At 66.1% G+C, this 12,616-nt stretch carries 9 protein-coding genes; 5 read left to right on the forward strand and 4 right to left on the reverse strand.

Annotated elements, in window-relative coordinates; translation table 11 throughout:
- Positions 1–111: 111 nt before the first annotated feature.
- The 4 genes from L0U83_RS03755 to L0U83_RS03770 all read left to right on the forward strand — a co-directional run bounded on the left by L0U83_RS03755 (position 112) and on the right by L0U83_RS03770 (position 4,444).
- Positions 112–618 carry a superoxide dismutase family protein gene (locus L0U83_RS03755; RefSeq protein ID WP_233883698.1) on the forward strand — a complete coding sequence of 169 codons (507 nt, stop codon included), beginning with the start codon at positions 112–114 and terminating at the stop codon, positions 616–618.
- 152 nt (positions 619–770) lie between these two features.
- On the forward strand, positions 771–1,340 hold the full coding sequence (gene dcd, locus L0U83_RS03760) for a dCTP deaminase (protein WP_028210539.1): 570 nt from the start codon (positions 771–773) through the stop codon (positions 1,338–1,340).
- 81 nt (positions 1,341–1,421) lie between these two features.
- Positions 1,422–3,701 carry an arginine/lysine/ornithine decarboxylase gene (locus L0U83_RS03765; RefSeq protein WP_233880643.1) on the forward strand — a complete coding sequence of 760 codons (2,280 nt, stop codon included), beginning with the start codon at positions 1,422–1,424 and terminating at the stop codon, positions 3,699–3,701.
- A gap of 17 nt (positions 3,702–3,718) precedes the next feature.
- Entirely contained in the window at positions 3,719–4,444 is a 726-nt protein-coding gene (locus L0U83_RS03770; RefSeq protein WP_233880645.1) for a lysozyme inhibitor LprI family protein, read from the forward strand.
- A gap of 10 nt (positions 4,445–4,454) precedes the next feature.
- Here L0U83_RS03770 and L0U83_RS03775 read toward each other — a convergent pair whose 3' ends face one another.
- The 3 genes from L0U83_RS03775 to L0U83_RS03785 form a co-directional block, all read right to left on the reverse strand.
- Positions 4,455–5,384 carry a bestrophin family protein gene (locus L0U83_RS03775; RefSeq protein ID WP_233880647.1) on the reverse strand — a complete coding sequence of 310 codons (930 nt, stop codon included), beginning with the start codon at positions 5,382–5,384 and terminating at the stop codon, positions 4,455–4,457.
- Positions 5,385–5,626: 242 nt separating this feature from the next.
- Positions 5,627–7,033 (reverse strand): argininosuccinate lyase, encoded by a 1,407-nt coding sequence (gene argH, locus L0U83_RS03780; protein ID WP_233880649.1) that lies wholly within the window; start codon positions 7,031–7,033, stop codon positions 5,627–5,629.
- 128 nt (positions 7,034–7,161) lie between these two features.
- Positions 7,162–7,986 carry a helix-turn-helix transcriptional regulator gene (locus tag L0U83_RS03785; protein ID WP_233880651.1) on the reverse strand — a complete coding sequence of 275 codons (825 nt, stop codon included), beginning with the start codon at positions 7,984–7,986 and terminating at the stop codon, positions 7,162–7,164.
- Between the two features lie 200 nt (positions 7,987–8,186).
- Between L0U83_RS03785 and L0U83_RS03790 the strand changes: the two genes are divergently transcribed.
- On the forward strand, positions 8,187–8,951 hold the full coding sequence (locus tag L0U83_RS03790; RefSeq protein WP_233880655.1) for a class I SAM-dependent methyltransferase: 765 nt from the start codon (positions 8,187–8,189) through the stop codon (positions 8,949–8,951).
- Positions 8,952–9,025: 74 nt separating this feature from the next.
- On the opposite strand, the gene ppc is transcribed toward L0U83_RS03790, so the two are convergent.
- Entirely contained in the window at positions 9,026–12,094 is a 3,069-nt protein-coding gene (ppc, locus tag L0U83_RS03795) for a phosphoenolpyruvate carboxylase (protein ID WP_233880658.1), read from the reverse strand.
- Between the last annotated feature and the right edge of the window lie 522 nt (positions 12,095–12,616).

Genomic DNA, 12,616 nt, shown 5'->3' on the forward strand with positions numbered 1-12,616 from the left:
GGGCTTCATCGGGTCCGGTATGGCGGCAGCAACGGGGCTGCCGCCGCCCGGCAAGAGGATCGCATGGATAAAGGACACGACAGGCAAGCGGGGAATGCGCACGTCGTTCGGATGATCGCCCTCGTCGCGCTCTGCGGCTGCGCGCTGCTTGCGGGCTGCACGAGCTTCATGGGGCAGGAAGACAAGCGCGCGAACGCGCAGCTGCTGCCCACTGTCGGCAGCCAGGTGCGCGGCACGGTCTCGTTCGTCGAACACTCGGACGGCGTGCAGGTGAGCTACAACCTCGCGGGCCTGCCGCCCGACAGCGATCACGCATTGCAGGTCCACGAGCGCGGCGACTGCAACGCCACCGACGCCTCGAGCGCCGGCCCCGTGTTCGCGCCCGCCGCGGAGCGCCTGAAGCCCGGCGCGCGCGTGGAAGGCGACCTCGGCAATATCCATGCGGATTCGAATGGCGTGGCGACGGGCTTCATCGTCGCGCCCGACGTCTCGCTCGACGGCGTGCGCTCCGTGCTGCAACGCGCGGTGATCGTGCACCGGGACGCCATCGACCCCTATGCGTACCCGCAGCGCGGCACGGGCCCGGCGCTCGCCTGCGGGCTGATCCGCGCCCAGTGAGCGTGGCTGAGCGTGGCATTTGCGGCCACCTGAAACGTCGTTCCAGGCATGCCGATCCACATCGCGTAAAATAGGCGCCTTTCGCACGCGGCGCGCGCCCGGTGGGTCCGTCCGCGTGCTTTCCCGACCCGATTTCTCGTTAAGTAGCGAACATGGCAATCAAGTCCGACAAGTGGATCCGGCGCATGGCCGAAGAGCAGAAGATGATCGAGCCGTTCGTGCGCGATCAGGTCCGGATGTCGGAAGACGGCCGCAAGATCGTGAGCTACGGCACGTCGAGCTACGGCTACGACATCCGTTGCGCCGACGAATTCAAGATCTTCACGAACATCAACTCGACCATTGTCGATCCGAAGAACTTCGACGAAAAGTCGTTCGTGGACTTCAAGGGCGACGTCTGCATCATCCCGCCCAATTCGTTCGCGCTCGCGCGCACGGTCGAATATTTCCGCATTCCGCGCAACGTCCTGACCGTGTGTCTGGGCAAGTCGACTTATGCGCGCTGCGGGATCATCGTGAACGTCACGCCGTTCGAGCCCGAGTGGGAAGGCTACGTGACGCTCGAATTCTCAAATACGACACCTTTGCCTGCGAAAATCTACGCGAACGAGGGTGTGGCTCAAGTGCTGTTCTTCGAAAGCGATGAGGTCTGCGAGGTCTCTTACGCGGATCGCGGCGGCAAGTATCAAGGCCAGCACGGCGTCACCCTGCCGAAGACCTGACGCACGCAACCACCGGACACAACGACATACGGGGACCGCTGCGCGTCATATGCAGCGGTCGTTTCTTTTGGAGAATCGCCCATGAAGTTTCGTTTTCCCGTCGTCATCATCGACGAAGACTTTCGCTCCGAGAACATCTCGGGTTCCGGCATCCGGGCACTCGCCGAAGCCATCGAGAAAGAGGGCGCGGAAGTCCTCGGGCTGACGAGCTACGGCGACCTCACGTCGTTCGCGCAGCAGTCGAGCCGCGCGGCATGCTTCATCCTCTCGATCGACGACGACGAGCTGCTGCCCTACGTGGAAGGCTCGGACGGCGAAGCGCCGGAGCACGCGCCCGCGATCGTCGCGCTGCGCGCGTTCATGGAAGCGGTGCGCAAGCGCAACGCCGACATCCCCATCTTTCTGTACGGAGAAACGCGCACCTCGCGCCATCTGCCCAACGACATCCTGCGTGAGCTGCACGGCTTCATTCACATGTTCGAGGACACGCCGGAGTTCGTCGCGCGCCACGTGATTCGCGAAGCGAAGGTGTATCTCGACGCGCTGTCGCCGCCGTTCTTCAAGGAACTCGTCAAGTACGCGGACGAAGGCTCGTACTCGTGGCACTGCCCGGGTCACTCGGGCGGCGTGGCTTTCCTGAAGAACCCGCTCGGCCAGATGTTCCACCAGTTCTTCGGCGAGAACATGCTGCGCGCCGACGTCTGCAATGCGGTCGAGGAACTCGGCCAGTTGCTCGATCACACCGGCCCGGTAGCGGCTTCGGAGCGCAACGCGGCGCGCATCTTCAGCGCCGACCACGTGTTCTTCGTGACCAATGGCACGTCCACGTCCAACAAGATCGTCTGGCATGCAACGGTGGCGCCGGGCGACATCGTGCTGGTGGACCGCAACTGTCACAAGTCGATCCTGCACGCGATCACGATGACGGGCGCGATTCCCGTGTTCCTCACGCCCACGCGCAACAACTTCGGCATCATCGGCCCGATTCCGCGCGACGAGTTCAAGCCGGAAAACATCCGCAAGAAGATCGAGGCGAATCCGTTCGCCCGTGAAGTGCTCGCGAAGAATCCGAACGCCAAGCCGCGCATTCTCACGATCACGCAGAGCACGTACGACGGCGTGGTCTACAACGTCGAGATGATCAAGGATCTGCTCGGTGACATGCTCGACACGCTGCACTTCGACGAAGCCTGGCTGCCACACGCCGAATTCCACGAGTTCTACCAGGACATGCACGCGATCGGCGCGGGCCGTCCGCGCACCAAGGCACTCGTGTTCGCGACGCACTCCACGCACAAGCTGCTCGCCGGCATCTCGCAGGCTTCGCAGATCGTCGTGCAGGACTCGGAAGACAGCGCGTTCGACCGCCACCGCTTCAACGAAGCCTATTTGATGCACACGTCGACGAGCCCGCAGTACGCGATCATCGCGTCGTGCGACGTCGCTGCCGCGATGATGGAAGCGCCGGGCGGCCCGGCGCTGGTGGAAGAGTCGATCGCCGAGGCGCTCGACTTCCGCCGCGCCATGCGCAAGGTCGACGCCGAATACGGCGACGACTGGTTCTTCCAGGTCTGGGGTCCGGACGAGCTGGCCGAAGAAGGCATCGGCTCTCGCGAAGACTGGATGCTGCGCCCGAACGATCACTGGCACGGCTTCGGCGCGCTCGCCGAAGGCTTCAACATGCTGGACCCGATCAAGGCGACCATCGTCACGCCGGGTCTGGACGTGGACGGCGAGTTCGGCGAGACCGGCATTCCGGCCGCGATCGTGACGAAGTACCTGGCCGAGCACGGCATCATCGTGGAGAAGACCGGTCTGTACTCGTTCTTCATCATGTTCACGATCGGCATCACGAAGGGCCGCTGGAACTCGATGGTCACCGAACTCCAGCAGTTCAAGGACGACTACGACAACAACCAGCCGCTGTGGCGCGTGCTGCCCGAGTTCGTCGCGCAACACCCGATGTACGAGCGCGTGGGCCTGCGCGATCTGTGCCAGCAAATCCACAGCGTCTACCGCGCCAACGACATCGCCCGTCTCACGACCGAGATGTACCTCTCGAGCATGGAGCCCGCGATGAAGCCGTCGGACGCCTTTGCGAAACTCGCGCACCGCGAGATCGACCGTGTGCCTGTGGACGAACTCGAAGGCCGTGTCACGTCGATCCTGCTCACGCCGTATCCGCCGGGCATTCCGCTCCTGATTCCGGGCGAACGCTTCAACAGGACGATCGTGAATTATCTGAAGTTCGCGCGCGAGTTCAACGAGCGCTTCCCGGGCTTCCACACCGACATCCACGGGCTCGTGGGCGAGACCATCAACGGCCGCATCGAGTATTTCGTGGATTGCGTGCGCGCCTGAGCGCGCAGGGGAGGGGAATGTCAGGTGGTTCTTCGGCGCGGCTAGCGCGTTTCCTTGCTGCGACGGCGTCGGCGCTGTCGCTGGTGTCAGTGGCCACGGTGCTGTTCGCCGTGGCGCCGGCGGCACACGCCGAGGTCGCAGCGGCCGATCCGATCGACACGGCCATGCGTACGTGTCTCGCGCGCGCGGACCGCTCGTCGACGGCCGGGCAGATCCAGTGCATGGACGACGCGCGCACCGCGTGGCGTACGGCCGCCGACACCGCGCTCACGCAACTGCTCGCGAAGTTGCCCGCCGCGCAGCAAAAGCGCTGGCAGCTGAGTCAGCAGAAGTGGGTGGCCTGGCGCGACGCCGAGGACACCATGCTCGGCGCCGCGTTCGCGACCACGAGCGGCAGCACCTACCAGCTTTACGAGGCGGACATGCGCCTGCAGCCGGTGCGCGAGCGCGCGCTCGCGCTGCGCAACCAGGCGGCCACGTACGACGGCGACACGCCGAAGGTGCGTGCCTGCAGCGCAGACGCGCGCTGCGAGCACGTGAGCTACGACCTCAATCGCTACTACCGTCAGCTCTATGCGCGCATGCCGAAGCCCGCGCGGCCTACGGTTGCGCGCGCACAAAGCGATTGGCGCGCGTATCGAGACGCGACCACGCCGCTCATCGACGAACATGCACGGCTCGATCTGCTGGGCGGGCGTCTTGCGACCTTGAAGCGCCTCGCCGAAACGGTGAACAACCACTGAGGGTGCGCTTTCAGTCGATGATGAACTGCTCCGGCGTGCGTACCGGCAGCGACGTGGGCTCGCCCATCAGGTCGTGCAATGCGACTTCGATGCCGGCCGACATCAGGTTCAGCGCGAGGTCGTTGTCCTCGGTGCCGAACGGGTCTTCGAGCTGCGAGGCGATCGCCTCGTGGGCCATGAACGCGTAGGCCACGAACACGGCGAAGATCGGCGTCAAGCCGCCGATGCTATCGACGAGGCCGAATGGCAGCAAGGCGCAGAAGAAGTACACGGTGCGATGAATCATCACCGTATAGGCGAACGGCAGCGGCGTGGAGACGATGCGCTCGCACCCGCCGATCACGTCTGAAATGCCATTGAGATTGTGCTCGAACGCGAGCACCGCGTAGCCGTCGAGGCGAGCTTGGCGCGTCTCGCGCTGGACCCATTCCGAGGCGCACAGCATGAGCGTGGCCGGCCGGTAGCGCGAGGCCATCACGCGCTCGAACAGTGCGCCCGGCAAGCGCGTTTCGAGATCGGCGCGCGGGTCGGTGTTGCGCAATTGATGGCGCAGCGCATGCGGCAGCGCGCCGAGCAGACCGCACAGTTCACGCGCGCGCTCGCGCGTGGCGGCTTCGTCGCCGTTGCGAGGCAGCGTCAGCGCCTCGCGCACCAGCGAACGCGATTCGTTGAGCATTTGCCCCCACAGCTTGCGGCCTTCCCAGTAGCGGTCGTAGCTCGCGCTGTTGCGAAAGCCGAGAAACACCGCAAGCGCGATACCGATCAGCGAGAACGGCACCGTGCTCAGGTTCACCGTGAGCTTGAGGATGTGATCGTGCGCGGCGACCGCGACGATCGAGAGGACCAGCACGATGAAGAGCCGCGGCAGAAGCTGCGGCAACACGGAGCCGCGCCACGCGAGCAGCATGCGGAACCAGTGGAGGTGAGGGCGGACGATCATGGGACGGGGAGTGGGAGCGAAGACAAACCCGACGGAGCAATACGTGAGTATGGCGCGGGATCGTAGGCCATGGCGCGCGACTGCCGGGCGCACACTTCCGACATTTTGCTGCGGGTACAGCGCGCTGTCATGCGCGTTGTCATCTTGTTCGCCGGCCCAAAAACAAACCGGGCGCGCGACGTTGTCCGTCGCGCGCCCGGTTGGCCTGTGCGTGCGGGCGGCTTGCGCCCGCTTCGGTGCGCTTACTTGAGTGCCGCGCGCGCCGCCGCGATGGCCGCACGCACTTGCTCGGGCGCCGTGCCGCCCGGATGGTTGCGCGCCGAGACCGAGCCTTCGAGCGTCAGCACTTCAAACACGTCTTCGGCCAGCAGGTGCGAGACGGCCGGCAGCTCGCGGCGCATTTCGTCGAGCGTGAGGTCGGCGAGATCGCAGTTGCGGTCCACGCAAATGCGAACGGCGTGCGCCACCGCTTCGTGCGCGTCGCGGAACGGCAGGCCCTTCTTGACGAGGTAGTCGGCCAGATCCGTGGCCGTGGAGAAGCCTTGCAGCGCAGCCGCGCGCATCGCTTGCTCCTTGACCGTGATGCCAGCAACCATCTCCGCGAAGATGCGCAGCGTGTCCGCAACCGTATCGACGGTGTCGAACAGCGGCTCCTTGTCTTCCTGGTTGTCCTTGTTGTAGGCGAGCGGCTGGCCCTTCATGAGCGTGAGGAGCGCCATGAGATGGCCGTTCACGCGGCCGGTCTTGCCGCGCGCGAGTTCCGGCACGTCCGGGTTCTTCTTCTGCGGCATGATCGACGAGCCCGTGCAGAAGCGGTCGGCCAGATCAATGAAGCCCACGCGCGGGCTCATCCACAGCACGAGTTCTTCCGAGAAGCGCGAGACGTGCGTCATGACGAGCGCAGCGGCCGCCGTGAATTCGATCGCGAAGTCGCGGTCGGAGACGGCGTCGAGCGAGTTCGCGCAGATGCCGTCGAAGCCCAGCGTCTTCGCCACGGCGAAGCGGTCGATCGGGTAGCTCGTGCCCGCGAGCGCGGCCGCGCCGAGCGGCAGACGGTTCACGCGCTTGCGGCAGTCCACCATGCGCTCGGCGTCGCGCGTGAACATTTCCACGTAGGCGAGCAGGTGATGGCCGAACGTGACCGGCTGCGCCACTTGCAGGTGCGTGAAGCCGGGCATGATCGTGCCCGAGTGCTGTTCAGCGAGGTCGAGCAGCGCGCCGCGCAGGTCGCCGAGCAGCCCGCCGATGCGGTCGATCTCGCCGCGCAGCCACAGGCGGATGTCGGTCGCGACCTGGTCGTTGCGCGAGCGGCCCGTGTGCAGGCGCTTGCCTGCGTCGCCGATCAGGGCGGTCAGGCGCGCTTCGATGTTCAGGTGCACGTCTTCGAGGTCGAGCAGCCACTCGAATTCGCCGCGCTCGATCTCGCCCTTGATCTTCGCCATGCCGCCCTGGATGGCGGCGAGGTCGTCGGCGGAGATGATCTTCTGCGCGGCCAGCATCGACGCGTGTGCGAGCGAGCCCTCGATGTCGACGAGCGCGAGACGCTTGTCGAAGAAGACCGACGACGTGTAGCGCTTGACCAGCTCCGACATGGGTTCGGAGAAGCGAGCCGACCAGGCTTCGCCTTTTTTGTGCAGTTGGGACGTCATGGTGATGGGGCGTGAACGAGCGTGATGAGCGTGAAAAAGCGCGGGCCGCGCGGCGCTTTGCGCCTCGCACGGCGTGAAAGATCACAATTTTAACATCGGCCGCCTGCCGGGCCGACGCGAGGCGGCGCTCAGAGCCGCACCAGCACCACGAGCTTGAGATCCTCGCGGTGAGCGGGCTTGAAGGTGATCTGGTCGTAGGCGATGCGGCCGTGGCGCGGATGGTTGAACTCGCGCCGGCCACCCTCGCGCTCGAAGACGTCCTGCGAGGCCCAGAAGCGCGCGAACTCGTCGCTCGCGGCGATCAGCGAATCGATCAGCGCGCGCGTGGGCGCATCGTTCAGATGGCGGATCGAATCGGCGCGGAATTCGGCGGCGAGACGTCGCGCCCGCGTTTCCCAGTCCACGATCAGTTCGCGCCCGAGCGGCTCGGTGAAGGTGAAGCGCAGCAGGTTGCGGTCGTGCTCGCCGTCGAGCCAGCCTGTGAAGAGGTCCGCTGCATGGGCGTTCCACGCGAGCGCGGTCCACTGGCGGTCGAGCACGTAGGCGGGGGCGTCCACGAGCTTCACCGTTTGCAGCAGCGTCGCGGGGGCGTCCGCGGCGCTGGCCGGGTCGGGCTCGGCGGGGTCGCGCTGTGCGGCCAGCTCGAACAGGTAGGCACGCTCGGCGCGCGAGAGCCGCAGCGCGACGGCAATGCGCGCGAGCGCGTCCGCCGAGGCCGAAACGGGGCGGCCCTGCTCGATCCACGTGTACCAGGTCGGGCTCACGCCGCACAGCTGCGCGACTTCTTCGCGGCGCAGGCCGGGCGTGCGGCGGCGCGGGCCCGGCGGCAAACCGACTTCCGCGGGCGAAAGGCGCTCGCGGTGGGCGCGGATGAATTCGCCCAGCGCGCGGGCGGGCGTCGCGTCGAGGGTTTTGGCGGAGCCGCTGGCGGCGGCGGGCGTGTCGAGGCTCATTGGATCTGGGGCGGGTGGCGTTGATACCAGAATAATCTCTTAACTTGTACTGGTACAAAATGGCCCCTATTGTAGCGTCTGACGCGGCGACGGGCCGCTACGTCAGACAGCCCGGAAATTGCAGAACCCGCGACGCGCAGCGCTCGACGCTTCGCGCCCTACATCAAGCACCGCATCAAAACCCGCAAAAGGAGCATGCGATGAAGCATCACGATCAGGTCGCCGACGCATTCGGCTCGACCGCCGCCGCCTACCTCACGAGCCAGGTCCACGCGAGCGGCGCGGATCTGGAGAATCTCGCCGCGACCTTCGCGGCCACCTGCGGCAATGCGACGGTGTTGGACATGGGCTGCGGCGCTGGCCACGCGAGCTTTGCCGTGGCGCCGCACGTGCGTGATGTCGTGGCCTACGACATCGCCCCGCAGATGCTCGCCACGGTCGAAGCCGCCGCGAAGGAGCGCGGTTTGACGACCGTGCGCACGCAACAGGGCGCGGCGGAAACGCTGCCGTTCGCCGATGCGAGCTTCAACTGGGCCGTCAGCCGCATGAGCGCGCATCACTGGCGCGACGTGCCGCGCGCGCTCGCCGAGGTGCACCGCGTGCTCAAGCCGGGCGGGCGGCTGAAGTTCATCGACATCGCGGGCATCGACGATCCGCTTTACGACACGCATATTCAGGCGATCGAAGTGTTGCGCGATGCTTCGCACATTCGCGACTATCGCGCCGACGAGTGGATCGCGATGCTCGACGCCGCAGGGTTCGACGCGAAGGTGAGCGAGCGCTGGCGCATCGCACTCGACTTCGATTCGTGGGTCACGCGCATGCGCACGCCGCCCGAGCGCGTGACGGCGATCCGCTCGATGTGGGAGCGCGCGCCGGATGAAGTGCGTCAATACTTCGATGTGCAGAGCGATTTGTCGTTCAAGCTCGACGCGTTGATGATCGAGGCGACGCGGCGGGACTGAAGCCGCGGCAATGAAAAACGGCGTCGTGACCGCGAGGTCACGACGCCGTTTCCACATGAGCCTGGCGCGAACGCTCAACCCGTATTGCGCAGCCCCGCCGCAATCCCGTTGATCGTCAGATGAATACCGCGCCGCACGCGCGGGCTCGGGTCACCGGCGCGATAACGCTTGATCAGTTCCACCTGCAAGTGATTCAAAGGATCGAGATACGGGAAGCGATTCTTGATCGAGCGCGCGAGCAGCGGGTTATCGGCGAGCCGTTCGGCAGCACCCGTGATCTCGGCGAGCACCTTCGTCGTGCGCTCCCATTCGGCCACGATGCGCTCGAACACGAGCTTGCGCAGCTTCTTGTCCGCCACGAGCTGCGCGTAGCGCGAGGCCACCGCGAGGTCGGTCTTCGCGAGCGTCATGTCCATGTTCGAGAGCAGGTTCGAGAAGAACGGCCACGTCTTGTACATCTTCTTGAACATCGCAAGACGGCGCGCACGCTCGGCGTCGCTGCCCGCATCATCGAGATACGAGGCCACCGCGCTGCCAAAGCCGTACCAGCCCGTGAGCAGCAAGCGGCACTGGCCCCACGAGAAGCCCCACGGAATGGCGCGCAGGTCGTCGATCTTGCGGTTCTTCGGGTCCTGCAGCTTGCGCGATGCCGGTCGGCTGCCAATGTTCAGCTCCGCGATTTCCGTGATCGGCGTCGAGGCGAAGAAGTAGTCGGTGAAGCCGGGCGTCTCGTACACGAGCGAGCGGTATGCGGCCATCGCGGCGTCGGAGAGCGATTGCATCGTCTCTTCGAATGCGGGCAGCTGATCGGGCGCGCTGCTCGCGCCGCCCATCGGCAGCAGCGTGGCTTCGAGCGTCGCGGCGATCACCGTTTCGAGGTTGCGGCGGCCGATCTCCGGATTGCCGAACTTGCTCGCGATGACTTCGCCCTGTTCCGTGAGGCGGATCTGGCCTTCCACCGTGCCCGGCGGCTGCGAGAGGATCGCGTTGTAGGTCGGGCCGCCTCCGCGGCCCACCGTGCCGCCGCGGCCGTGGAACAGACGCAGCGTGATGCCGCGCTGCTTGTACAGCGCGACGAGCGCCAGCTCCGCGCGATAAAGCTCCCAGTTCGAAGTCAGGAAGCCGCCGTCCTTGTTGCTGTCCGAGTAGCCGAGCATGATTTCCTGCTCGTTGCCCTGGTGCTCAACGATGCCGTCGATGCCCGGCAGCGCGAGCAGGTCGCGCATGATGCCCGGCGCGTGGCGCAAGTCGGGAATCGTCTCGAAGAGCGGGATCACCATCAGCGCGGCCTTCGCGGGGTCTTCCGCGTAGCCGAGGCGACCGCTCATGAGGCCGGTTTCCTTCTGCAGCAACATCACTTCGAGCAGGTCGGAAACCGTTTCGGTGTGCGAGATGATGTAGTTGCGCACCGCGCGCGCGCCGAATTTCTCGCGCGTCACGCGCGCCATTTCCAGCACGCCCAGCTCGCTTTTCACGAGGTCCGAATAGTCGAGGTACGGCGAGCGCAGCGTGCGCGGATCGGCGAGCTGCGCGAGCAGCACGATCTGCTTGTCCTCTTCGGAAAGCGCTGCGTAGTCGGCTTCGACGCCAGCGCGCGCGAGCAGCTCCGTAATCACGGCTTCGTGGATGTCCGAGCTCTGGCGCAAATCGATCGAGGCGAGATGGAAGCCGAACACGTCGACGGCGCGCATGAGCGGCGCGAGACGCGTGGTCGCCAGCGACGCTCCGTGATGCTCGGCGAGCGAATCCATCAGGATATGCAGGTCGCGCGAGAACTCATCCGCATCGGCATAGGGCTTCGCGCGCACGGGCGCGGCGTTGCGGCCCGCGCTGCGCACGGCCACCACGCCTTCACCGAGACGCACGCGCGCGCTCGCGGCGAGGCGCGTGTACACGCCGATCAGCGCTCGGCGATACGGCTCGTCCACGCGATGCGGCGACTGGTCGGGCGAGGCCTCGGCCAGCGCCTTCAGTTCGTCGCTCGCGCCCGCAAGCAGGTTCGACACCGAAAGCTCGGCGCCCAGACGGTGCACTTCGTCGAGGTAATGCTGGAGGATCACCTGGGCCTGGCGCTCGCTCGCTTCTTCGAGCGTGGCGGCGGTGACGTTCGGGTTGCCGTCGCGGTCGCCGCCGATCCAGCTGCCCATCTGGAAGAAAGCGGGCAGGCGCGCCGAAAGGCCGTGTTCCTTCAACTGCGTTTCGATCTCGCTGTATAGCGCGGGGATCTCGGTGAGGAAGGTCGTGTGGTAATACGAGAGCGCGTTCTCGATTTCGTCGCCGACAGTCAGGCGCGAGTCACGCAGCATGCGCGTTTGCCAGAGCGACGTCACGCGTGCGCGCAGCAGCGACTCGTTGTGCTCGAGTTCGCGGTGCGTGAGCGGCTGGTCGCGCTCGGCGAGCAGGCGCGCGATGTCGTGCTGCGAGTCGAGCGTGCTCTTGCGCTGCACTTCGGTCGGGTGCGCGGTGAGCACGGGCACGATCAGCGCGTCGTTGAAGAACTGCTGGAGCACCGGCGTCGCGGCCGCGCCCGCTTGCGCCAGACGTTCGAGCGAATGCGCGAAGGTGCCCGCTTGCGGCGCCGAGCCCGCGAGGTCGTGAATGCGGCGGCGGCGGTTGCGGTGGCGATCTTCAGCGATGTTCGCGAGATGCGAGAAGTAGCTGAAGGCGCGCACGACGCTCACGGTCTGCTCGGGCGAGAGCGCGCGCAGCTGCTTTTCGAGCGCGAGCGCGTCGGCGCTGTCGTCCTCGCGGCGAAAGCGCACGGCGGTCTTACGAATGGATTCCACCATGTCGAACACGGCGTCGCCTTCCTGCTCGCGCAGCACGTCGCCGAGCACGCGGCCGAGATACCTGATGTCCTCGAAGAGCGGCTGGTCCTTGTCGTCGCGCGCGCGCCCATTGCGCGAGGCGCCCGCTTTCGGGGCGTTCGCCGCTTTCGGGGCTTTTGCGGCCTTCGGCGTCTTGACAGCCTCGGCGGCCTGCCTGGTCTGGGTCGCCGGTTTGGTCGTGGTGGATTTCGTGGTCTTCGTGGTCTTCGTTGTTTTCGCCGGTTTCGTCGACGGCGTGGCCGATGCGGCCTTCGAAGTTGCGTTCTGCGATGCGGTGTTGCGGCGCTCTGCGCGCGCCGAGCCTGAAGACTTCACGATGTTTTCCTTGAGGCTTGCCAGGATATGGGCAGGTTAGTCGGAGAACTGCCAACTGCATGGCCGCGGCGCGAGCCGGGCCGTGTACTGCGGGTGCAACCTGGAGAGGGCGGAAGGTGCCACCCTGCGCGAGCCGTGCGGATAATGCAGAGGCGGCGCGGGCCGCCAATGGCGGTGCGCCGGGTGCAGGCCTTGCTGGAGAGTGCGCCGCAGCGAGGGCGAGCGCAAGCCGAAGCGGCGCCGCGGCGATAGCCGAGGCCGCGCGGGCTGGCTACGCATCACACACGTGCCAGATCTACGCCAAACCGACGCCAGACGCGCGCCAGTCATGCTGCCTCTTCGGGCTGCCGTGCGCATGACGTATCGCTAGTGGCCGGCTCGTGGCGCATTGCGTACCGAATTGCCTACGATGGGTACATTAAGCGCCGCGTGCTTCGCCCGAGTCTCTTCCTTAGCCGCCCGCGCCTTGTCGCCTGTCCCTGCGGGGAGGCGGTAAAAAGGGCGCGTGCTAACATTGCCTGT

This window comes from Paraburkholderia flagellata, assembly GCF_021390645.1.
GTDB lineage: Bacteria > Pseudomonadota > Gammaproteobacteria > Burkholderiales > Burkholderiaceae > Paraburkholderia > Paraburkholderia flagellata.

Coding starts and splice junctions, on each gene's coding strand:
- L0U83_RS03755 (WP_233883698.1), top strand. CDS start 112: ATGATCGCCCTCGTCGCGCTCTGCGGCTGCGCGCTGCTTGCGGGCTGC.
- dcd (WP_028210539.1), top strand. CDS start 771: ATGGCAATCAAGTCCGACAAGTGGATCCGGCGCATGGCCGAAGAGCAG.
- L0U83_RS03765 (WP_233880643.1), top strand. CDS start 1,422: ATGAAGTTTCGTTTTCCCGTCGTCATCATCGACGAAGACTTTCGCTCC.
- L0U83_RS03770 (WP_233880645.1), top strand. CDS start 3,719: ATGTCAGGTGGTTCTTCGGCGCGGCTAGCGCGTTTCCTTGCTGCGACG.
- L0U83_RS03775 (WP_233880647.1), bottom strand. CDS start 5,384: ATGATCGTCCGCCCTCACCTCCACTGGTTCCGCATGCTGCTCGCGTGG.
- argH (WP_233880649.1), bottom strand. CDS start 7,033: ATGACGTCCCAACTGCACAAAAAAGGCGAAGCCTGGTCGGCTCGCTTC.
- L0U83_RS03785 (WP_233880651.1), bottom strand. CDS start 7,986: ATGAGCCTCGACACGCCCGCCGCCGCCAGCGGCTCCGCCAAAACCCTC.
- L0U83_RS03790 (WP_233880655.1), top strand. CDS start 8,187: ATGAAGCATCACGATCAGGTCGCCGACGCATTCGGCTCGACCGCCGCC.